Here is a 20,848-nt window from a genome sequence, read left to right as displayed (position 1 = left end):
TCACACAAGAGGGTGGCAGGGGTCTGCTAAAAGCGATGCAAGAAACATTAGAGACACCCCAAGAGTGTGCTTGGCATAAGCCTGAAGATATGAAGCCTATTTCATCGTGGGCAAATAGCTATGTAACCAAAAATGAAACAAGCTTATATGCCACTACTTTAGAATCTTGTGCCACTAGCACATTGCCCTCTAGTAGCAAAATCACCGCTCTAGCAGGTAATGGCGAGTTTTTATACATAGAGGCAAAAGATTCAAATGGTGCGAGTGTATTGGGCTATATCAAGGCTGATAGTGCAACGCTTAGCACATTTTCTTTTGATTTTTATTTCACGCTTGTGTGTATGGTATTTGTGTTGCTCCTTGGGCGATACATCATTGCTAAAGTCAGGTTTTTGCGCGATTATAATATCCCTGAACCTGTTGTAGGAGGGATTGTTGTTGCCTTGTTTATTCTCGTTTTTTACCAAACATTTGCTATTGAGTTAAAATTTGACTCCTCACTCAAAGATCCATTAATGCTAGCATTTTTCTCTTCCATAGGGTTAAGTGCGGATTTTGCCTCGCTCAAAAAGGGCGGTAAAATGCTTGTGATTTTTCTCGTCCTTGTAACCGGGCTTTTGTTCTTGCAGAATCTCATCGGTATTGGTGTGAGCTATGGTATGGGTGTAGATCCATTGCTTGGAATGCTTGGCGGTAGCATTACAATGAGCGGTGGGCACGGCACAGGTGCAGCGTGGGCGGATATTTTCAAAGCCGAGCCTTATAATTTTGCGGCAGCTACCGAAGTGGCTATGGCGTGTGCGACCTTTGGGCTTGTTATGGGTGGGCTTATCGGCGGACCTACAGCACGATACTTGATAAATAAACACAATATTAAGATTCCGGGTAAGGAGCATAATAATGATGACCCCCACGGCTTTGAGACGCCTCAAAAGGAGCGGCTCATCACGCCCATTAGTTTTATTGAATCTCTTGCGCTCATTGCGTTGTGTCTGCTTGTAGGGACTTTATCGAGCGAGTATAGCAAGAGTGTGTTTCCTATGTTTAATCTCCCAACATTTGTGCATTGTCTCTTTGTGGGCGTGATTTTACGCAATGCCTTAAGTGCGCTTAATATTCATCAAGTCTTTGACAGGGAAGTTTCTGTGCTTGGCAATGTCTCCCTCTCACTTTTCCTTGCCTTTGCGATGATGACGCTTAATCTTTGGCAACTCGTGGCACTTGCACTCCCTATGATTGTCATTCTAAGCGCACAAGCAGTGTGTATGGTGGCTTTTGCCGTGTTTGTTACCTTTAGATTCTGTGGCAAAGACTATGATGCGGCGGTGCTTGCTGCGGGGCATTGTGGATTTGGGCTTGGCGCGACCCCCACGGCTATGGTAAATATGCAAACGGTTACTTCACATTATGGACCAAGCCATATGGCATTTATTGTCGTGCCGCTTGTTGGGGCATTTTTTATTGATTTGATTAACGCAGTGGTGATACAAAGTATATTGCAGTTATTTATATAAAATAGCTAAAAGCTATTTTTCTTTAATCACCACAACCGCACCATTGAAAGATATGAATTTGTAGTCTTTGATATTATGTTGTTCTAGGGTGATGCGAGTATTTGCAAAATTTGTATCTTCTCTATCTGCGGTAAAATATATAAGGTCGCATTCTTGTTGCACGAGTGGTTTTTCTATTGCTTCAAATTGTGGAAGATAACGTTTGCAGGCTATCCAGCGCACAGGTAGGAGGCATTGTGTAGAATCAAAATGTTTAGCTATATATTCGCTTCCTGCGCGTAAATCTTCTTTATGATAATTTGCGTTAATAAAAAAAACTATGTGCTGTGAGTGTCAATGCAATGGCTAAGACAATGGGTTTTAAATAGCGTAAAAATGCTTGTGAATAAAGCAAAACATTTGCAATAAAGAAATAAATAAGAATGCAAATCTCTATAAAAAATCGTTTGTCCATTGTTTGCGAGAGATTAAAAAATATAAGACTTATGATAATGAACTCTAAACCTACAATATACAAAAATGGTGCATATTGCCTATAAGGAGCAAAACCACTATATCTAAAGGCAAAAAGTAGGCTACAAGCAATGAGAATCCAAGTAAATTTGCCAAAACAAGATAAAATAGTGCTAAAAAGTAGCCACCACAGGCTACTTTCAAATACCCACGCTGCATCCATACGATACAAAAAACCACCATATAAATGATGAATACTTATCCATACGATTCCAGCAAGTCCCATTAGTCCAAAGCATATAAAAAGCGGTCTAAAAAATTTGTGAGTAAAAATACTTTGTATAAGGAAAACTATACCCACACAAAATACAAAAACATAGGCATAATAATGCGTGAGGACTAATGCTACTCCACAGAGCAAAATACTTAAGAAATACCAACTATTAATGCGTGAGTTTAATCTATCGTGCATTGATTCAAAGATAAGATATAACAAAGTGCAAAAAATACTTGTAAGTGAGAGTGGCATAGCGTAATTGCGGCATTCTTGTGCGTAGTATATAGTTTGCGGAGACAAGGAGAACAAGATAGTATAAAGGAGGGCAAGGGATTTGTAATGATGTTTGTAGAGAATGATATAGCTTGTGATTACACCAAAAAGTATCCAAATCGTGCTAAAAAAAACGTAATACAAAATCAGAAGTGCCAAAAATATGTGCGTAGATTTTGAGACAGAGATTATAAAGAAATGGGTGATTATCGTTTAAAATAATATGCCAAAAAGACTGAAAATCCCAATTTTGTAGGGGGAATATTATTTAATTGCCCCCCGCATAATATCTCTTCTTTAGAATCTGATCATTTAGATATTGCTCCCTCACACCATTTCCCAACGCAAGGTATGGATATGCTGTATTTGGCTGAAAATAAGCATTTTTGGCATATTGCAAGGCGAGAGTTTATTTATCAAAGTGTAAGCTGCATACTTGCCAATGTTTATCCAAACGATAGTGGCAAACACGCAAAGATTCTAGATGTGGGCGCAGGTACAGGGAGTGTTACAAGACATTTTCTCTCTCAAGGATTTCATAATATTGCTTTGGGGGAGATTCACCCACAAGGTTTAGAATATGCCAAAACTTATGGCATAAAGGATTTGTATTGTATGGATTTGCTTGATGTGCCTTTTAAAGATGAGTTTGATTGTATTTTTGCTTTTGATGTGCTAGAGCATATTGATGATGATAAAAATGCACTTTTAAATATGAAGAGTATGTTGAAAAATAATGAAAAAAGCCTACTTGCCTTAAGTGCGCCAGCGCATAAATGGCTGTGGAATGCACACGATGTGAGTGTGCATCATAAGCGGCGGTATATCAAAAGTGAGCTCAAGGCTTATGTGTGAATGTGGCTTAAGTATAGAATCTGCGCAATATTTTTTTATCGCACTTACTCCACTTTTATTAGCTCGTGCTATTTTAAACCCAGCTTCAAAAGCACAAAACACAGATTCTAAAGAGTTACGCGATGTGCCACCGCCTAGATTAATAAATAGTGCATTGCTTGGTATGTGTCGCTTAGAAAACAAACTTATACTATTTTTGCCAAATTGCTTTGGTGGCTCATTGCTTGTGATTGCAAGAAACAAGCAATAATATTATGCCTTGAAGCTTATAGATTCTTAAAGTGTAAGAATCTATAACTTAATGTAATTCTAACATCAAGGTTGTGCGTTTGCGTGTTGTGGGCGAGTGCCGATGATGCCTCTCCATAGCGCAGAGGCACTAAGCGTAATAAGGAGAATCTTAAACACAAGCTCACTTTGCTTATGCATAGAATCAAATGCTTTAGTATCAATCGTGTTTAAGGCTTGAGCCTCCATAATATAAGGCGTGTAGTAAAGCGTGAATAGAAAGATGAGTATGACATTTACCCCGCCGAGTAGTAGCCATATTTTTCTGTGCTTGGCGTGGCTAAAATACCGCGTGAAGTAGCTACTTGTCAATTCATAGATGATAATCACAGCCGCAAGAAAATCGAATAAATAATTACATTTGATAAAAATTAGCCCCATAATCAAGCCGCTATCACTTCTAGTCAAATCTGGCACAAAATCAGCGGCTCGAAAGATAGTAGCAGCAGAAAATCCAGCACAAATAATGCACCCAACGCCTATACTAAGTAGAAAAATGTAGATTGCATCAAGTGTTTGAAAAACTTTATAGATTTTCATAGGAAGTCCTTTTGTTTTGATTTTTGTTTATTGTATTTAAGAATTATAAACTTTTACTTAAGATTCTTATAACAAAATTCTTTATTTTCTTGTAAGTATTTTTGAAATAAACAGCCACCGAGCAAAGAATGTCTTGCTTGATGTTTGGGCGATTAAAGAGGAGTTTTTGCTCACAATGGCTTAAATTTACATTTTCTCAATGTTTTGGTAATATCGCATTGCTAGTTTTTCTTCACATAATACAATGAAAGATTTATCATAAAACAAAGTGAGTGCTATGGCGGATTCTAAGCTTTTTTATGCTGTTATATTGCTTCTAAGTATTGGTGTGGTAATGTCCTATTCCTTAGGGGTATATATCACAAGTTTTTATGGTTACTCGCAAATTCACTTTTTTACGCGTCAGCTTATCGCTGCTTGTCTTGGCATTATGCTAATGTGGCTACTTTCTCGTATAGATATAAACACTTATTTTAGACGCATTGGTTTAGCGATTTTTATCATCTCTATCATTCTTATGGTGGGTATGCACTTCTTGCCACAAGGGCTTGTAAGCTCTGCCGGTGGGGCGAAACGCTGGATTAGGCTATCTTTTATTTCTCTCGCACCCTCCGAGCTTTTCAAAATTGGTTTTGTGTATTTTTTGGCGTGGAGTTTTTCGCGTAAGTTTGTCAGCAATGTGCATTTATCAATGAAAGATGAGATTAGAATCTTTATTCCCTATCTCGTGCTTTTCATCGTGGCGGTGGTGCTTATCGCGGTGTTGCAGAATGATTTGGGGCAGGTAGTGCTTTTGGCTTTGACACTTGGTGTTATGCTTTTATTTGCTGGGGGGAGTTTGCGGCTGCTTGGTGTGATATTTTTAGGCACAATTGGCACGGCATTTCTCGCTATTATCACGAGCCCGCATAGAATCTTGCGTGTAAAGTCGTGGTGGGCGAGCGCACAAGATTCAGTTCTAGCTCTCTTGCCACAGGGCTGGGCGGAAAACCTCCGCATAGGTGGCTTACCCGAACCTTATCAAATCTATCACGCTACAAATGCTATTTCAAGCGGTGGATTCTTCGGTTCTGGACTTGGTGAGGGCTATATCAAGCTTGGATTTTTAAGTGATGTGCATACGGATATTGTATTAGCTGGGATTACCGAGGAGCTTGGATTTGTGGGGCTCTTTGGCATAGTGTTACTTTTTGCTTATATACTTCTTAGGCTTTTTCGCATTGCAAATCGCACCTCGCACAAAATGTACTATCTTTTTTGTGTTGGCGTGGCACTTTTGCTTGGTTTTTCACTCATTATCAATGCCTTTGGTATCTCGGGTATCACGCCTGTAAAGGGCATTGCAGTGCCATTTTTGAGTTATGGTGGGAGTTCACTTATCGCAAATTGTATTGCCATTGGCTTAGTTTTAGCAATTTCAAAAAATACGCAAGCAGATTCTAAAAATATAGAATCTGCATAAAATTTATAAATTTAAAGGAGTAGAAATGCACTTTAATCGTGTGTTGTGGATAGCTTTTAGTATTTCCCTTATTGCGCTGGGTGCGGTGTGTATTGTGAATCCTCTTGATACAATGGCATTTCTTACCTATTTCGTGGGATTTATTATGTTTTTGAGTGGTTTGGGCGAGATTATTTATTTTATGCAAATGCGCTATGCGATGATATTAGTCGATGGTATCCTCTCGTGCGTGTTTGGCTTGGTGTTGCTTTTTGGCGGAGAAGACATCGCGCAAAACTTTATACCGCTTTTTATCGCTCTGTGGCTTATTCTCAAAGGGATTTTGTGGTTTATCCACGCCTACAAGCTCTCTCGTATGGTAGAAAAAAGCGTGAAAGTTGGCATTACAATGACAGGCTTATTCTATGTGCTACTAGGAGTCTTATTTGTGCTTTTCCCCGAAATTTTGGCAACGCTCATTAGTCTTATACTTGGCATTGCGTTGATTTTTAGCGGTGTGGTGGGCTTGTATTTTTGGAATCTTTTCAAAAAGTATGAATGAAACCTATGGGGTGGTGCTGGCGGGCACGAGAAAGATTGAGGGGGTAAGGTCCCTCATTACAAATAAAATTGTTTTTGCGCCACTCACACATACACTAGAAGGCATTGACGCGCTTATTTTCACTTCTGCGTATGCGATAAAATCACTTATAGAATCCGCCTCGCAAAATCTCCCAAATACCCTCCATTTTAGCCCTATTCTCGCACATTGGAAAGAAATACCGAGCTTTGTGATAAGTCCGGCGAGTGCGAAAATTTTATACGAGCAGGGAGCTAAAGTGGAGTTTGTAGGCAAAAGTGCGCACGGCAAGACATTCGCACAAGAGATTATCCCGCTATTGCAAGGGCGTAGGGCACTCTATCTCCGCGCCAAAGAGATTGTATCTGGGTTAGATTCTATCCTCAAAAATGCTGGAATCTGTATTGAAGAGGCGATTATGTATGAAAATATCCCGCAAAAACTTCCATTAGAGTTAAAGCCAAAGCCTAAGAGTGTGATTATCTTTAGCGCACCGAGCGCGTATGATAGCTTTGTGGCAAATTTTGGTTGGGAGGATTTATATATTGCCATAGCGATAGGGCAGAGCACCTTTGCGCGTTTTGATAAGCACATCACTGCGTATGTAAGCCCAAGTGCAAATTTTGAATCCTGCATTGCATTTGCTAAAGACATTGCTAGGGAGCGCAACTTTTAGCACACTTACATTTTATTTAGCTTTAAGTGCTACAATCGCGCACATTTTAAATTTTGGAGCAAAAAATGAAAATACAACTTAAACTATGTGTAGGAATTCTCTGTATGTGTGCGCCTTTTATATATGCAAAGACTTATGCGATGGTCGATGGCAAAGCAATTACCGATAAGGATATGGAGATTTTAAAACAGACCATTCCTAATTTTAATTATTCCAAATTGAGCGACCAAGAAAAGGAAGCGTTGATTAATGAGCTTGTCAATCGTCAGCTTATTCTAAAAGCTGCAAAGCAGGAAAAGCTCGATACTTCTAAGGAATACACAGAGATTATAAACAATGTCAAAGATAATCTTTTAATTGATTTATGGACAAAAAAACAAGCTGATAGCATACAAGTGGCAAATGTGAGCGATGCGCAAATACGCAAGATTTATCAAGAAAATGAGGGGCTTTTCATCAATCAAGAGGGTAAGGCACGACATATTCTTGTAAAAAGTGAAGTTGAAGCGAAAGCAATAATCAAGGAGCTTGATAAAGCAGCAAAAAACAAAGTGGAGGCACGATTTATCGAGCTTGCAAATGAAAAATCTATTGATCCGGCTTCAAAGCAACAAAAAAATGGTGGCGATTTGGGCGTATTCCAACGCTCGATGATGCACCCTGATTTTTCAAGAGCCGCCTTTGATTTGAAGCCCGGCACTTATAGCAAAGAGCCTGTGGCTACACCTTTTGGCTATCATATCATCTATCTTGAGCGTAAGAGCGAGCCAAAGATTATCCCTTATAATGAGGCAAAAAAGATGATTGAAAATGATCTTAAAATGCAAAGTGTGCAAGGCGGTATGATACAGAAGATTCAAGCATTGCGACAAAAGGCAAAAATCGAAATTACAAAGTAGATTCTAATAAGGAGGGAGATATGCTCGTAAGCGGTAGTGAAATATTACTTAAGGCGCATAAAGAAGGTTATGGCGTTGGGGCGTTCAATTTTGTGAATTTTGAAATGCTTAATTCTATTTTTATGGCAGCGAATGAGGCTAAATCACCTATCATCGTTCAAGCGAGTGAGGGGGCGATAAAGTATATGGGGATTGATATGGCGGTGGGAATGGTGAATATTCTAGCCAATCGTTATCCGCATATTCCTGTGGCACTTAATCTCGACCACGGCACAAGTTTTGAATCTTGTAAAAAGGCTGTTGATGCGGGATTTACCTCTGTGATGATTGATGCTTCACATCATCCCTTTGAAGAAAATCTTGCAACGACAAAGCAAGTCGTAGAATACGCGCATTCTAAGGGCGTGAGCGTGGAAGCGGAGCTAGGTAGGCTTATGGGGATTGAGGATAATATTTCTGTGAGCGAAAAGGACGCGGTGCTGATTAATCCCGATGAGGCTGAGGAGTTTGTAAAGGCTACAAAGGTGGATTATCTCGCTCCGGCTATTGGCACGAGCCACGGCGCATTTAAGTTTAAGGGTGAGTCAAAGCTTGATTTTGCGCGTTTGCAGGAAGTGAAAAGACGCACAAATATCCCCCTCGTATTGCACGGCGCGAGTTCTATTCCTGAATATGTGAGAGAGGCATTTTTAGCCACGGGTGGTGATTTGAAAGGAAGCAAGGGTGTGCCTTTTGACTTCCTCAAAGAAGCCATTAGAGGTGGTATTAACAAAATCAATATTGACACAGATTTGCGTATCGCCTTTATCGCAGAGGTGCGAAGGGTTGCAAATACCGATAATACGCAGTTTGATTTGCGTAAATTTTTTGCTCCTGCTATGGAATCTATCACAAAGGTTATGGTAGAGCGAATGGGCATACTTGGTAGTGCGGGGAAAATATAAACCAAGCTGCTAAGCTAGGATAGTTGAGAATCTACATTTCTATAATGCTACCAAGCAAGAGCGTAGATTCTAAAGATCATCAAAAACTTTCATTTTAGAATCTGCTTTTGCAAAAACTTCTATCATTCGTGGATATACCGCCTTACCACCGATGATGTTATCAAAGTTATTTAAGTTATATTTGATTGTATATGGAAAATATCACAAGGCGCGTGAGATTCTAATAAAAACTCACGCGCCTTGTGATGAGTTTGTTTAGAGTAGCTGTATATAATCTTTAATTTACTTTTTTAATTATGGGGAAAATGATGAAAGTCCTTGATACACGCTCGCCTACATTTGAAACTGACTTTGAGGTACTCCTTGCTCGTGGCAAAATGGATATGAAAGAGGTCTCTAAGGTCGTGCAGGGTTTGCTTGATGATATAGTCCAAAATGGTTTAGAGGCACTCAAATCCCACATTGCACGTTTTGATATGTGGGAAGCGCGAGATTTTAAAGATATTTGCATTGCACCGCAAGAGTGCAAACAAGCCTATGATAATCTCTCGCTTGAGCTTAAATCCGCCCTACACCTTGCCTATGATAGAATCTACGCTTTTCACCAAAAGCAAAAGGCAAAAAGCTGGATTGATTGTGAGGAGAGTGGAAGCATACTTGGCTCAAAGCTCACGCCAATGGATCGCGCGGGTCTATATATCCCCGGTGGCAAGGCAGCTTATCCTAGCTCACTTTTAATGAATGCTATTCCTGCGATTGTGGCGGGGGTAAGGGAGATTGTTGTTTGCACTCCAGCACCACATAATGAGCCTAATCCCCTCTTACTTGCGGCTTTGCATTTATGCGGGATTACCGAGGTGTATAAAATCGGCGGTGCAAGTGCCATAGGGCTTATGGCGTATGGTTGTGAGGGGATTAAAAAAGTCGATGTAGTTACCGGTCCGGGCAATATTTATGTGGCTTGTGCAAAAAAGCTTGTATTTGGCGATGTCAATATCGATATGATAGCCGGTCCAAGCGAGATAGGTATCATCGCGGATTCTAGTGCAAATCCGCGTTATGTCGCCTATGACTTGCTTTCACAAGCTGAACACGATGAAATGGCGAGTTCTATTCTTATAAGCGATAGTGCTTCGCTTATAGAATCTGTGCAAAAGCACATAAATGAGATTCTGCCAACGATACCGCGTGTGAAAATCGCACAGGCGAGTATAGACAACCGCGCTGTAATGATACAAACACGCAATTTAGGAGAGAGTATAGAGATAGCAAATGCCCTTGCGCCCGAACATTTGGAGATTCTCACAAATGCACCTTTTGAATCTTTGCCATATATCAAACACGCGGGGGCAATTTTCCTAGGGGAATATTCGAGTGAGCCCATCGGGGATTATCTCGCAGGTCCTAATCATACATTGCCAACAGGTGGCAGTGCGCGGTTTTTCTCACCCCTTGGTGTGGAGCATTTTATGAAAAAGAGTTCTATTATTTCATTTTCATCAAATGCACTTAAAGAGGTGGGTGAATCTTGCGCACTTTTAGCCCAGTGTGAATCGCTTAACGCACACGCTCAAGCGGTTTTGGTGCGCCTAGATGATATAAGAAAAATCAATACAAAATAAAGGTTTAAATATGGATATATTTTTTGAGGGCACACCATTAGATAAATGGAAAGAGATTATTTTGAATGCTTCTCCCACATTGGTAGGCTTAGAGCTTGAAGCTTTGCTCGAGCGTGTGGCAGTGTATGAGGCACTTTTGGAGGCGCAAAATATCGATATAGAATCTGCTTTCAAGCAGTATTATTTTGACGAGGCGAACAAAGAGATTTTAAGTGCTGCAAAAAATAATCTTGCAATAGATTCTATGGCAAAAATATTGGGTAATTATGAATAACAAAAAGATAAGTTTCTTACATTTGCGTTACTTTATTCTTTTTATGCCTTTCTTGCTTTTTAGTGTATTGCAGGCTTCGGTACCACTTTGGGCGTGGGAGCGTGAGCTAGAGCTAGAAAAGGAGCAAACCTATCAGGCTACATTTCAAGTGGGTGATGTGCAAAAAGAGTTGCTCTTTCGCTGGACGCTTTATAAAAATTATGGACTCGTGCTTCATATTCGTTATGATAAATTTAATCATCAGGTGGTGCTTTATACTGATTATCAGCGCAATTCTTATAAAATACTCCTTGGTAACTCCACAGAAAAAAGAGCCGCTCCGCATTTGGTGATGTTTTTTAAAGAATTTATCAATAAAGAGGAAAAGGCATATTTGAAACTTTATATCGAGGGGCAGGGCGTGAGTGTGCTTGATGAGCGCATTTCGCCGAGTAAGAAAAAGGCACAAGATTCAGAATCTACCGAGCAAGATGCGGGGTAACTAGAATCTGTAAGGTGTTGCTTTTGTATGAAACAAAATTAAAAACAACAAGGAGGTATTGTGAATATAGAAATCGCGTGTGAGCGCATTAAGGCATATATTCATACCTATGTCAAAGAGTGCGGGAATGACGAAGTCAATGCGATGTATAGCCATTTGAGTCAGGGCAAAATGCTTCGCAGTAAGCTCCTGCTTAGCATTAGCGATGTCAATGAGGACGCGTTGAGGGTGTGCGCGCTTATTGAGATGATTCAAAGTGCCTCACTTTTGCACGATGATGTGATTGATGATGCACAAACAAGGCGGGGCAATCCCTCAATTAACGCGACTTTTGGCAATAAAAACGCTATTATGCTCGGCGATGTGCTGTATTCTAAGGCGTTTAATGAGTTAAGTATTTTAAATGTAGAATTAGCTCAAAGCGTATCCTCTGCGGTTGTGCGCTTGTCTGTGGGCGAGATTGAAGATGTGCGATTGTCTGCGAGATTTCATACCGATAGAGAATCTTATATTCGTATGTGCGCGGATAAAACCGCTGCACTTATTGTCGCTGCGGCGGAGTGTGGAGCGATTTTAAAGGGACTTAATAAACATATTTATAGAATCTATGGAGAAAATCTCGGCATAGCTTTTCAAATTATTGATGATGTGCTTGATATTACCCAAAATTCTAAAATGCTTGGAAAACCCTCGATGAGCGATTTTAAAGAGGGTAAAACGACTTTGCCCTATATGGATTTATACGAGTGTTTGAATGATGAGGAAAAGGAGATTTTAGTCTCATATTGTGGTGTAAATCTAAGCAGTGAGCAAGAAATGTGGATAAAAATCAAAATGCAAGAGCATAATGTGATAGATAAAAGCCTAGCTCAAGCGAGATTCTATGCGAATAAGGCGACTGAAGCCATTGCCATTGAGGGTAATGAAAGACTTAATGAAATCATTTCACAAATGCTTAATCGCACATTCTAGGAGGCTACTATGCAGGAAAAAATGCAAATGCAGTATATGGTTGTGAGTTTTTCGCATAAAAAAGTAGATATAGCAATGCGCGAAAAATTAAGTGTGAAAGAAGAAAAAATTGTGCCATTTTTGCACGAGATTAATGCGTGTGATGCGATTAGAGAGAGTGTTTTGCTTTGCACCTGCAACCGCGTGGAGCTTTATGTGAGTATGCACGATAGAAAAAGTGCGCGTGAGCATATTTTTGAATGTTTTGCAAAATCAAGCACTCTGCCTGTGGAACAAGTGAGGGAAATTGCACTTTTGCGCCTCAATGAATATGCTATTTATCATATTTTTGGTGTGGCTTCAAGCCTTGATAGTCTCGTTGTTGGTGAGACACAAATTACCGGACAGCTTAAAAGTGCGTATAAACTTGCCTTTGATAACGCTCTGTGTGCGAAAGATATGACGCGTTTAATGCACTTTGCATTTAAATGTGCAGCGAGTGTGCGAAAGGAAACAGATATTTCGGCTAATAGCGTCTCAATCGCCTCTACTGCTGTGTTTATGGCGCATAAAAAATTGTGTGAAGATTTACAATATATAGAATCTTTACCGGTTTTGGTGATTGGTAGTGGGGAAATGGGACGCTTAGTCTGTAAGCATTTGTTGAATATGAAAGCAAAGATTACGCTTGTTTCACGCACATTATACAATGCAAAAGCCTTGAGTGGGGAGCTTGGAGCAGATAAGATTCATATAGAATCTTATGAAAATCTCCCGCAACTTGTGAATGCCTTTCCTTTGCTTTTTAGCGCGACAAGTGCGCAGGGCTATATTATTACAAAAGATATGATAGTGTCAAACAAGGAAAGGCGGTATTTCTTCGACTTAGCCCTGCCGCGTGATATAGAATCTTTGAATGATGAAAATGTGTCGGTATTTTGTGTAGATGATTTGCAAGAGGTGGTGCAGGAGCATAAAAATGCGCGAGAGGAAAGCGCGAAAGAGGCACATAAAATCGTGGAGAGATTCACATCAAACTTTTTTACTTGGTTGCAGACTTTGAGCGTTGAGCCTGTGATTAAGCATATACGCTTTTTAGCGAAGCAGTCCGCGCTTAAAGAGCTTGATAGGGCGGTAAAGAAAGGGTTTTTGCCCGAAGAGTATCGCGATAATGTAGAGAAAATTTTACATAACGCGTTTAATACATTTCTTCATCAGCCGACAATGCGCTTACGACAGGCGAGTGAGAGTCACCACGGCGACCCTGTGATAGAGGTAATGAAGAGTATGTTTGATATTAATGATGAAATCATTATGCTTAATGGCTACAAATGTGAGAAAGACACTACTTTTTAAAGGAAAGCTATGAAATTTTCACAACTTTTTGTCAATACGCTTAAGGAATCGCCAAAAGATGCGGTGCTAAAGAGCCACCAATACCTTGTGCGTGGGGGATTTATACAGCAGATTGGTAGCGGGATTTATAATTTCTTGCCGCTTGGGAAAAAACTACTTGATAAGGTGCGATTTATTGTCAAAGAGGAAATGGATAAAAGTGGTGCGCAAGAGATTTTAATGGGTTTTGTAACTCCCGCGGAGCTATGGAGAGAATCTGGGCGATATGAGAAGTATGGGCGAGAGCTTTTGCGCTTTGTGGATAGGAAAGATAATGAGTTTGTGCTAGGACCTACGCACGAGGAAGTGATTACACATATTGCGCGAAGTGGCGTGAAAAGCTATAAACAGCTACCTATTCATCTCTATCAGATTCACACAAAATTCCGTGATGAATTGCGCCCGAGATTTGGGCTTATGCGTGGGCGAGAATTTATAATGAAAGACGGATACAGCTTCCATAGCTCTTATGAGGATTTAGATAGAGAGTTTGATACGATGGAGGAGACTTATAAAAGAATATTGCAGAGAATGGGCGTGGATTTTAAAATCGTAGAGGCGGATTCTGGTGCAATTGGCGGGAGTGGCAGTAAGGAATTTATGGTTTTAGCACCTTGTGGCGAGGATACGATAGTCGTATGTCAAAATTGTGATTATGGCGCAAATATTGAGGCAAGTAAAAGGGCGCAACGCACCTCACCACGCGCAGAGGAAGTGCAGTATGATAGCAATCCACCAAAGGCAGAGTTTGCGCGATTTCACACACCAGATACAAAGACAATAGAATCTGTGAGTGTGTTTTTTAAAGTTGATAGATTCTATATAATGAAGGCTATTGTAAAAAAGGCACTTAAAGCCGATGGAAGTGCGGATTTAGCCTTTTTCTTTGTACGTGGCGATGATGAAGCCGAGGAAGTAAAAATGCTAAATGCAATTAATAAACGCGCAAATGTGTATCTTGAGCTAGTCGATGTGAGCGTGGAGGAGATAGAAAAGGCGGGACTTAGTGCGGGATTCATCGGCGCGTATGGTTTGCGCCACATTACCCAAGCGGAGCATATTTATTTTGATGAGAGCTTAAGAGATGCAGAACATCTTATTTGCGGGGCGAATGAAAAGGATTATCACTTTGTGGGTGTGGATTTAAGCACTTTTGCGGATTTAGAATACGCGGATTTGGCAAGTACAAAAGAGGGGGATTTATGTCCTAAATGTGGGGGCAGACTGCATTATACCAAAGGCATAGAGGTGGGACATATCTTTAAGCTCGGTGATAAATATTCTCGTGCGATGAATGCGCAATATTTGGACGAAAATGGCAAGGCACAGCCCTTTATTATGGGCTGCTATGGCTTTGGAATCTCGCGTATTTTACCAGCGATTTTGGAGCAAAAAAGCGATGAATTAGGCTGTGTGTGGAGCAAGGAAGTGAATATTTTTGAAGTGGTAATTATCATCTCAAATATTAAAGATAGCGCACAGAGTGAATACGCAAGGCAGATATATGAAAAGCTAAAACAAGAGGGTATTGATGTGTTACTTGATGAGCGCGATGAGCGATTTGGCGCAAAGATGAAAGATTTTGAGCTGTTAGGATTTAATCACGCGCTTATTGTTGGCAAGGGTTTAAATGAGGGTAAAATCGAGTTTATTAAGCGCGAGGGTTTAGAAAGACAAGAAATGCCGAGTGCGGATAAAGATGTGCTGGTGGCGCAGATTTTAGAATCTATAAAGTGAGCTAGAAATAATCACTAATAAAGGGGTTAAAAATGGCAGATTCGCAAAAAGAGCTTGTGATAGGCTCACGCGGGAGTGTGTTGGCATTGTGGCAGGCGGAATACATTAAGTCTCGCCTAAAAGATGAATGTGGCTTAGAATCTCGCATACAGATTGTTAAAACGCGCGGTGATAAAATCCTTGATGTGCCACTTGCAAAAATCGGTGGCAAGGGGCTTTTTACAAAAGAATTGGAGGAAATGCTCTTAAGCGGTGAGATTGATTTAGCTGTGCATAGCCTGAAAGATGTGCCTGTGGAGTTTGTTTCTGGGCTTGGTTTAGTTGCAATTACAGAACGTGAAGACCCGAGTGATTGCTTTGTGAGTGTAAAATATCCCAATTTAGAGAGTTTGCCACAGGGTGCTAAGGTAGGCACGACTTCGCTGCGCCGCTCTATGCAGATTCAAAAAATGCGCGGGGATTTGGATACATTAAGTGTGCGCGGTAATGTGCAAACGCGGCTAGAAAAGCTCCATAATGGCACATTTGACGCGATTATACTCGCTCAAGCTGGACTTAATCGCTTAGAGATTAGCACAAAAGATGCGCCCTACATCGTGCCGCTGGAGTTTATGATACCCGCAATGGGACAAGGTGCGCTAGGGATAGAAATGCGCGAAGATTCTCCATATGTTTCTCATATTGCAAAGCTCTCTCACGCCCAAAGTGCGCTTTGCGTGAGTGCGGAGAGGGCATTTGTGCGCACACTAGAGGGCGGCTGTCAAGTGCCAATAGGTGTGTATGCGCGATATATCGGTAATGTGCTTTCGCTTCAAGCTATCGTGGGGCTTCCTAATGGGAGTGAGGTGATTACAGATTCTCTTTTTGACACAATGAGACTTGATAATATAAGTGCGAGTGAGAATCTAGGTGTAAATCTCGCTAAAAGTTTCATTGAAAAGGGTGCGAGAGAGCTTCTAGCAAGGGCTGAAAAAATGGCGTTTGCGTGAGGCAATAAAGAGAATCTAAAGTATTGCGCTTTCGTGCATAAAATTAAAATTGCGCTACTTGTAGATTCTAAGTAAGTTTTGCAATCTATTTAAACACCGACTTTACGGGCGGTAGAGATACATATAAATAGCAGTAATTTCCTCATCGGTAAGGTAATAAATTGGCATTACGCCTTTTTGTGTGTTGAGGGCTTTGGTAAATGCACTAAATTCGATGTTGTTAATGCGTGGGGCGTGGAGGGATTTTTCTACGCCTTTATGCTTATAATGCGCGATAATAGCACCCTCGCCCTTATCGCCGTGGCATTTATTGCACGCTATGCCTCGTGGGTTTTCATAGAGATTCTTGCCATATTCACTACTAGTATATTCTTTCTTGCTGTGATTCTCACTTATAGAATCTAGCTCTATATCTTCGTCATTCGCGCACAATGCACCTAAAATTACAAGCAAAATTAGCTTTTTATTCATAAATCCTCGCTTCAATCAAATTTCTTTAAAATCTTGTATTATAATAGCAAAACGACAATCACAAAGGCTTAAAATGACATTGCTAGATGGCAAATCTTTGAGTGCAGAGATAGAAAAAGCATTAACCGAGGATATTAAGGCACTCGCACAAAATGGTGTAACTGCTGGGTTAGCAGTAATTTTGGTGGGGAATGATCCGGCAAGTTGTGCCTATGTGCAGATGAAAGCAAAGGCTTGCAAGCGCGTGGGAATCTACTCTGTAACACACGAAATGCCTCCAAGCATCACAGAGGACGAGTTACTCTCTGTGATTGAGATTCTTAACAATAATCCAAATATTGATGGAATCCTTGTCCAACTCCCGCTTCCTCAACATATCCAAACTTCTAAGATTCTCGAGGCGATTAATCCTAAAAAAGATGTTGATGGGTTTAATCCCTTTAATGTTGGGCGGTTGTCCGCGGGGCTTGATGGCTTTGTCCCCGCTACGCCGCTAGGGGTGATGAATCTGCTTAAAGCCTATGATATAGAGCTAAGCGGTAAAGATGTAGTAATTGTGGGTATGAGCAATATCGTGGGTAAGCCGCTTGCAAGCCTTATGCTTAACGCAGGAGCGAGTGTGAGCTGTTGTCATATTCTTACGCGTGATGTCAAGGCTTATACGCGCAATGCGGATATTGTATGCGTGGGCGTGGGAAAGGTGGGCTTGATTAGCGCGGATATGGTAAAAGAGGGCGCGATTGTGATTGATATAGGGATTAATCGCTTAGAATCCGGCGCACTTGTTGGCGATGTGGATTTCGCAAATGTCGCACCAAAGACAAGCTATATCACTCCTGTGCCCGGTGGTGTGGGACCTATGACAATTGCTACACTTTTGCAAAACACTTACAAAGCAGCACGATACAGACTAAAGCTACAACAATAAACGAAGGATAAAGATGAAGAATTTTTTTAGCAAATTATGGGCTTTTACTTCAAGCTGGACGGGGACTATTATCATCGTGCTCGTGCTGATATTTTTCATTATGCAAGCCTTTGTGATTCCTACGCGCTCTATGGTAAGCACACTTTTTGAGGGTGATTTTTTATTTGTGAAAAAATTTAGCTATGGGATTCCTATACCGCGCATTCCTTGGCTTGAAATTAATGTTTTGCCTGACTTCAAGGGTAATGGGCATTTGTTCGAGGGTGAGCGTCCAAAAAGAGGCGATGTTGTAGTGTTTATCCCACCGCACATAGAAAAAACTTACTTTGTCAAACGCACTTTCGCGGTTGGTGGAGATGAAGTGATATTTGATGAGAGTGGTTTATACTTACACCCATTTGAGGGCGATGAATATGTGAGGGAGCATTACTCTGGGCATATTGTCGTAGAAAAATTAGGCAAACTTTTTGTGAAAAATCCCTATATGGGGCGACATCCGGGCATTCACTATGATAGCGTGTTTTATAAAACACCATTTAGCGAGTATTTTTACAGCGATGAAAATGGCAAACTTTACCAAAAAGTGTGTAAGGAGGGAATGACTGGCGCGAATATCGGCGATATGGAGGAGGGCTGCGATTTGTGGAGTAGGGTTTATAACGATGAGCCTTTGGAATCTTTTATTGAGGATAAAAATATCGCCTATACCACGATGAAAAGCGGTAGGAAACCCATTGCGATGATGCGGCTTGATAATGATATGTATTACATAAAGGTGGCTGATGATGAGTTTTTTATGATAGGAGATAATCGCAATAATAGCTTAGATTCACGCTTTTGGGGGAGTGTGCCTTATAAAAACATCATCGGGCAGCCGTGGTTTATATACTTTAGTATCAATAAGGCAAATAGCCAAGAATCGGGGGCTGATGAGGATAAGAGCAGACGTTATACAATTCGTTGGGAAAGAATGTTTAAGAGTGTGGAGGGTTTAGAAGAGATGATGAGGGAAGCAATGCCAAAATAACAAGAAGCGATGGTTTTAAGGCATTGCGCTAAAGATTCTAAAAAATAATAGAAAAGGAAAAATAATGAGTAAGATAACCTACTTTATCGGCACAGACCACGCGGGATACAAACTAAAGGCTTTTGTAATAGCCTTTTTACAAGAGAGGGGATTTAAAGTTGTTGATCTTGCGCCACAGAGTGAAAATAGGGTGGATTACCCAGATTTTGCGCAAAAGGTGTGTGAGGCGATAGATTTAGAATCTTCTCGTGGGATTCTTATCTGTGGAAGTGGAATTGGAATGAGCATTGCTGCTAATCGCTACAAACATATCCGCGCTGCACTTTGCACCGATGCGTATATGGCAAAAATGGCGCGTGCGCACAATAATGCAAATGTGCTATGTATGGGGGAGCGCATTAGTGGTGTGGGAGAGGTGGAGTCAATCCTCGAGGCGTTTATTAGCACGGAGTTTGAGGGTGGCAGGCATCTTATGCGCGTGGAAAAACTAGGTATTCTAAGATAGTTTTAGAATCTGAAAGAGAGGGAACAATGCACGCAATAGGAACTTCAATTACGCAATGGTTTTTTTTAACGGGATTTATTTTATTTGTGTTATATATGATTGTGCGGACTTTTTTTTATCGCTCTGTGGCACAAAAAGAGGAACGCACCTCCGCTTCTATGAAACTTACACTTAATGAGGCGGAGATTCTTATACGCAAACATCAACTACAACTTCAAAGAGCACTTGGAAATATAGATATTTTGACACAAGAAATGAATGCTCTAAAAAATGAAGTGAAAGTGCTTAAGGCGCGTAACTCTCAATATAGAATTGAGACGGATAAATACAAGGCGCGTATCAAGGAGCTAGAGCAAAAAATCGAGGCACTACTCTAGGCTTAGAATCTAAATAAAGGAGAAAGAATGAATAATCAGCACATAGCAGATTCTATACGCGCGATATATGATTACCCAAAGCCGGGCATTATATTCCGTGATATTACCACGCTTATAGGGGATAGAAAAACCTTTAGTGAAGTGATAGAGATTTTTAAAATGCGCTACGAGGGACAAAAAATTGATTTTGTAGCCGGGATTGAGGCGCGCGGCTTTATCTTTGGAGCGGCACTTAGCTATGCTATGGGCGTGGGTTTTGTTCCTATACGCAAAAAAGGCAAGTTACCATATACAACAGTGAGTGAAAAATACAGCCTTGAATATGGCTTTGATGAAGTTGAGATGCATATAGATGCCTTTAGAAATGCAGAGAATGCAAGGGTGGTGCTTGTCGATGATTTAATTGCCACAGGCGGAACAGCAGAAGCAAGTGTAAGGCTCATAAAATCTATGGGTGCAACCTGTGTGGAGGCAGCATTTGTGATAAATCTTAAGGGTTTAGAGGGCGAGAAAAAGCTAATGCCTTATACAAAAGTCTTTAGTATCGTAGAATATGAGGGCAAGTAATGAATCTCATACAGAAGGCAATTATATACGCAAAGAATGAACCAAAGCGTATTTTGGTGTGGGGCTTGGTGATTGCTATTGCCATCGCACTTTTTGTGCTATATAAACGCTCTGGATTCTCACTTGAAGAGTTTATTACACATTTATGGAATCAATATGTAGAAGATTGGGGTTATGTTATTTTGTTTTTTTGGGGCATTTTAGAGGGAGAGTTGGGGCTCATTTTTGCTGGACTTGCTACACACGATGGCAAAATGAATCTCATTATAGCAATTTTGGTCGCTGGGCTTGGTGGATTTGTAGGCGATCAAATTTATTTTTATATCGGGAGATTCAATCGCAAAAAGATTCAAGAGGAATTTACTTCTCAACGGAGAAAATTTGCTCTTGCGCATTTATTGCTTAAAAAGTATGGTTGGTCTATTATTTTTATTCAACGTTATATGTATGGTATGCGGACTATTATCCCTATGAGTATTGGCACTACGCGTTATAGTGCGCTTAAGTTTGCTATCATTAATCTTTTTTCAGCGTGGGTTTGGGCGGCGATTACTATTGTGCTAACCTATATTTTTGGCGAAGAAATTTTTATCGTGCTTGATTGGTTTAAAGATCACCCATATCTACTTATACCTCTTGCTATTACGATTGGCGGGGGTGTGATGTGGTATTTTCATTCACAAACCAAAAAAGTTGATACAAAAATCGAAAAGATTCAAAAAGGGCTTGAAAAAAAGGCAAATCGGGATAGCGAGGTTACCCAACGTAAATTACACTAAAGGAG

General features: G+C 40.5%; 25 protein-coding genes. 21 read left to right on the top strand and 4 right to left on the bottom strand.

The window, feature by feature from the left end; all coding sequences use genetic code 11:
• Nucleotides 1-278 precede the first annotated feature (278 nt).
• A complete protein-coding gene (gltS, locus tag BN2458_RS05350; RefSeq protein ID WP_034343389.1) occupies nt 279-1,514 on the top strand; it encodes a sodium/glutamate symporter in 1,236 nt (411 codons plus the stop codon).
• A gap of 12 nt (nt 1,515-1,526) precedes the next feature.
• Here gltS and BN2458_RS05345 read toward each other — a convergent pair whose 3' ends face one another.
• Both BN2458_RS05345 and BN2458_RS05340 read right to left on the bottom strand, forming a co-directional pair.
• Nucleotides 1,527-1,736 carry a hypothetical protein gene (locus BN2458_RS05345; RefSeq protein ID WP_034343220.1) on the bottom strand — a complete coding sequence of 70 codons (210 nt, stop codon included), beginning with the start codon at nt 1,734-1,736 and terminating at the stop codon, nt 1,527-1,529.
• A gap of 82 nt (nt 1,737-1,818) precedes the next feature.
• Nucleotides 1,819-2,661 carry a hypothetical protein gene (locus tag BN2458_RS05340; RefSeq protein WP_138117640.1) on the bottom strand — a complete coding sequence of 281 codons (843 nt, stop codon included), beginning with the start codon at nt 2,659-2,661 and terminating at the stop codon, nt 1,819-1,821.
• Nucleotides 2,662-2,874: 213 nt separating this feature from the next.
• Here BN2458_RS05340 and BN2458_RS10395 point away from each other — a divergent pair, with 213 nt between their 5' ends.
• Nucleotides 2,875-3,372, top strand: coding sequence for a class I SAM-dependent methyltransferase (locus BN2458_RS10395; protein ID WP_231944733.1), 498 nt, complete (start codon nt 2,875-2,877; stop codon nt 3,370-3,372).
• Complete coding sequence (locus tag BN2458_RS10390; protein WP_231944732.1) at nt 3,365-3,622, top strand: hypothetical protein; 258 nt, start codon at nt 3,365-3,367, stop codon at nt 3,620-3,622. The genes BN2458_RS10395 and BN2458_RS10390 overlap by 8 nt, the downstream gene beginning before the upstream one ends.
• A 65-nt stretch (nt 3,623-3,687) precedes the next feature.
• Here the strand turns inward: BN2458_RS10390 and BN2458_RS05330 are convergent, their stop codons facing one another.
• Nucleotides 3,688-4,200 carry a DUF4149 domain-containing protein gene (locus tag BN2458_RS05330; protein WP_034343224.1) on the bottom strand — a complete coding sequence of 171 codons (513 nt, stop codon included), beginning with the start codon at nt 4,198-4,200 and terminating at the stop codon, nt 3,688-3,690.
• Nucleotides 4,201-4,477: 277 nt separating this feature from the next.
• Between BN2458_RS05330 and BN2458_RS05325 the strand changes: the two genes are divergently transcribed.
• The 12 genes from BN2458_RS05325 (at nt 4,478) to hemC (ending at nt 16,189) form a co-directional block, all read left to right on the top strand.
• Nucleotides 4,478-5,662, top strand: a complete 1,185-nt coding sequence (locus tag BN2458_RS05325; protein WP_034327173.1) for an FtsW/RodA/SpoVE family cell cycle protein — start codon at nt 4,478-4,480, stop codon at nt 5,660-5,662.
• Nucleotides 5,663-5,687: 25 nt separating this feature from the next.
• Nucleotides 5,688-6,203 carry an HdeD family acid-resistance protein gene (locus BN2458_RS05320; protein WP_034327175.1) on the top strand — a complete coding sequence of 172 codons (516 nt, stop codon included), beginning with the start codon at nt 5,688-5,690 and terminating at the stop codon, nt 6,201-6,203.
• Nucleotides 6,196-6,897: a uroporphyrinogen-III synthase gene (locus BN2458_RS05315; protein WP_034327176.1), complete on the top strand. Its 702-nt coding sequence runs from the start codon at nt 6,196-6,198 to the stop codon at nt 6,895-6,897. The genes BN2458_RS05320 and BN2458_RS05315 overlap by 8 nt, the downstream gene beginning before the upstream one ends.
• A gap of 65 nt (nt 6,898-6,962) precedes the next feature.
• Entirely contained in the window at nt 6,963-7,796 is an 834-nt protein-coding gene (locus BN2458_RS05310) for a peptidylprolyl isomerase (RefSeq protein ID WP_034327178.1), read from the top strand.
• Between the two features lie 20 nt (nt 7,797-7,816).
• Complete coding sequence (locus BN2458_RS05305; protein WP_058122060.1) at nt 7,817-8,740, top strand: class II fructose-bisphosphate aldolase; 924 nt, start codon at nt 7,817-7,819, stop codon at nt 8,738-8,740.
• Between the two features lie 308 nt (nt 8,741-9,048).
• Nucleotides 9,049-10,362, top strand: coding sequence for a histidinol dehydrogenase (gene hisD / locus BN2458_RS05300; protein WP_034343226.1), 1,314 nt, complete (start codon nt 9,049-9,051; stop codon nt 10,360-10,362).
• Nucleotides 10,363-10,372: 10 nt separating this feature from the next.
• Entirely contained in the window at nt 10,373-10,636 is a 264-nt protein-coding gene (locus BN2458_RS05295) for a DUF2018 family protein (protein ID WP_034327184.1), read from the top strand.
• Entirely contained in the window at nt 10,629-11,117 is a 489-nt protein-coding gene (locus tag BN2458_RS05290; protein WP_052082155.1) for a hypothetical protein, read from the top strand. The genes BN2458_RS05295 and BN2458_RS05290 overlap by 8 nt, the downstream gene beginning before the upstream one ends.
• Nucleotides 11,118-11,177: 60 nt before the next feature.
• A complete protein-coding gene (locus BN2458_RS05285; protein ID WP_034327185.1) occupies nt 11,178-12,089 on the top strand; it encodes a polyprenyl synthetase family protein in 912 nt (303 codons plus the stop codon).
• A 9-nt stretch (nt 12,090-12,098) separates the two neighbouring features.
• The gene (hemA, locus tag BN2458_RS05280; protein ID WP_052082156.1) at nt 12,099-13,424 is read left to right on the top strand and encodes a glutamyl-tRNA reductase; all 1,326 of its coding nucleotides are present in this window, start codon (nt 12,099-12,101) and stop codon (nt 13,422-13,424) included.
• Between the two features lie 9 nt (nt 13,425-13,433).
• A complete protein-coding gene (locus BN2458_RS05275) occupies nt 13,434-15,200 on the top strand; it encodes a proline--tRNA ligase (RefSeq protein WP_034327186.1) in 1,767 nt (588 codons plus the stop codon).
• Nucleotides 15,201-15,232: 32 nt separating this feature from the next.
• Nucleotides 15,233-16,189, top strand: coding sequence for a hydroxymethylbilane synthase (gene hemC / locus BN2458_RS05270; protein WP_034327187.1), 957 nt, complete (start codon nt 15,233-15,235; stop codon nt 16,187-16,189).
• Nucleotides 16,190-16,291: 102 nt separating this feature from the next.
• On the opposite strand, the gene BN2458_RS05265 is transcribed toward hemC, so the two are convergent.
• Nucleotides 16,292-16,660, bottom strand: a complete 369-nt coding sequence (locus tag BN2458_RS05265; protein WP_034327188.1) for a c-type cytochrome — start codon at nt 16,658-16,660, stop codon at nt 16,292-16,294.
• 73 nt (nt 16,661-16,733) lie between these two features.
• On the opposite strand from BN2458_RS05265, the gene folD reads away from it, so the two are divergent.
• From folD to BN2458_RS05235, 6 genes are all read left to right on the top strand, one after another.
• Entirely contained in the window at nt 16,734-17,588 is an 855-nt protein-coding gene (gene folD / locus BN2458_RS05260) for a bifunctional methylenetetrahydrofolate dehydrogenase/methenyltetrahydrofolate cyclohydrolase FolD (RefSeq protein ID WP_034327189.1), read from the top strand.
• Between the two features lie 13 nt (nt 17,589-17,601).
• Nucleotides 17,602-18,615 carry a signal peptidase I gene (gene lepB, locus BN2458_RS05255; protein WP_034327190.1) on the top strand — a complete coding sequence of 338 codons (1,014 nt, stop codon included), beginning with the start codon at nt 17,602-17,604 and terminating at the stop codon, nt 18,613-18,615.
• Nucleotides 18,616-18,679: 64 nt separating this feature from the next.
• The gene (gene rpiB / locus BN2458_RS05250) at nt 18,680-19,120 is read left to right on the top strand and encodes a ribose 5-phosphate isomerase B (RefSeq protein WP_081951479.1); all 441 of its coding nucleotides are present in this window, start codon (nt 18,680-18,682) and stop codon (nt 19,118-19,120) included.
• Between the two features lie 26 nt (nt 19,121-19,146).
• Nucleotides 19,147-19,497 carry a membrane protein gene (locus tag BN2458_RS05245; protein ID WP_034327191.1) on the top strand — a complete coding sequence of 117 codons (351 nt, stop codon included), beginning with the start codon at nt 19,147-19,149 and terminating at the stop codon, nt 19,495-19,497.
• A gap of 27 nt (nt 19,498-19,524) precedes the next feature.
• Complete coding sequence (locus BN2458_RS05240; protein WP_034327193.1) at nt 19,525-20,064, top strand: adenine phosphoribosyltransferase; 540 nt, start codon at nt 19,525-19,527, stop codon at nt 20,062-20,064.
• Nucleotides 20,064-20,843, top strand: coding sequence for a DedA family protein (locus BN2458_RS05235; protein WP_052082157.1), 780 nt, complete (start codon nt 20,064-20,066; stop codon nt 20,841-20,843). The genes BN2458_RS05240 and BN2458_RS05235 overlap by 1 nt, the downstream gene beginning before the upstream one ends.
• The last annotated feature ends 5 nt before the right edge of the window (nt 20,844-20,848 follow it).

The organism is Helicobacter typhlonius (assembly GCF_001460635.1).
Lineage (GTDB): Bacteria > Campylobacterota > Campylobacteria > Campylobacterales > Helicobacteraceae > Helicobacter_C > Helicobacter_C typhlonius.
This window is presented reverse-complemented; position numbering and strand designations above follow the sequence as displayed.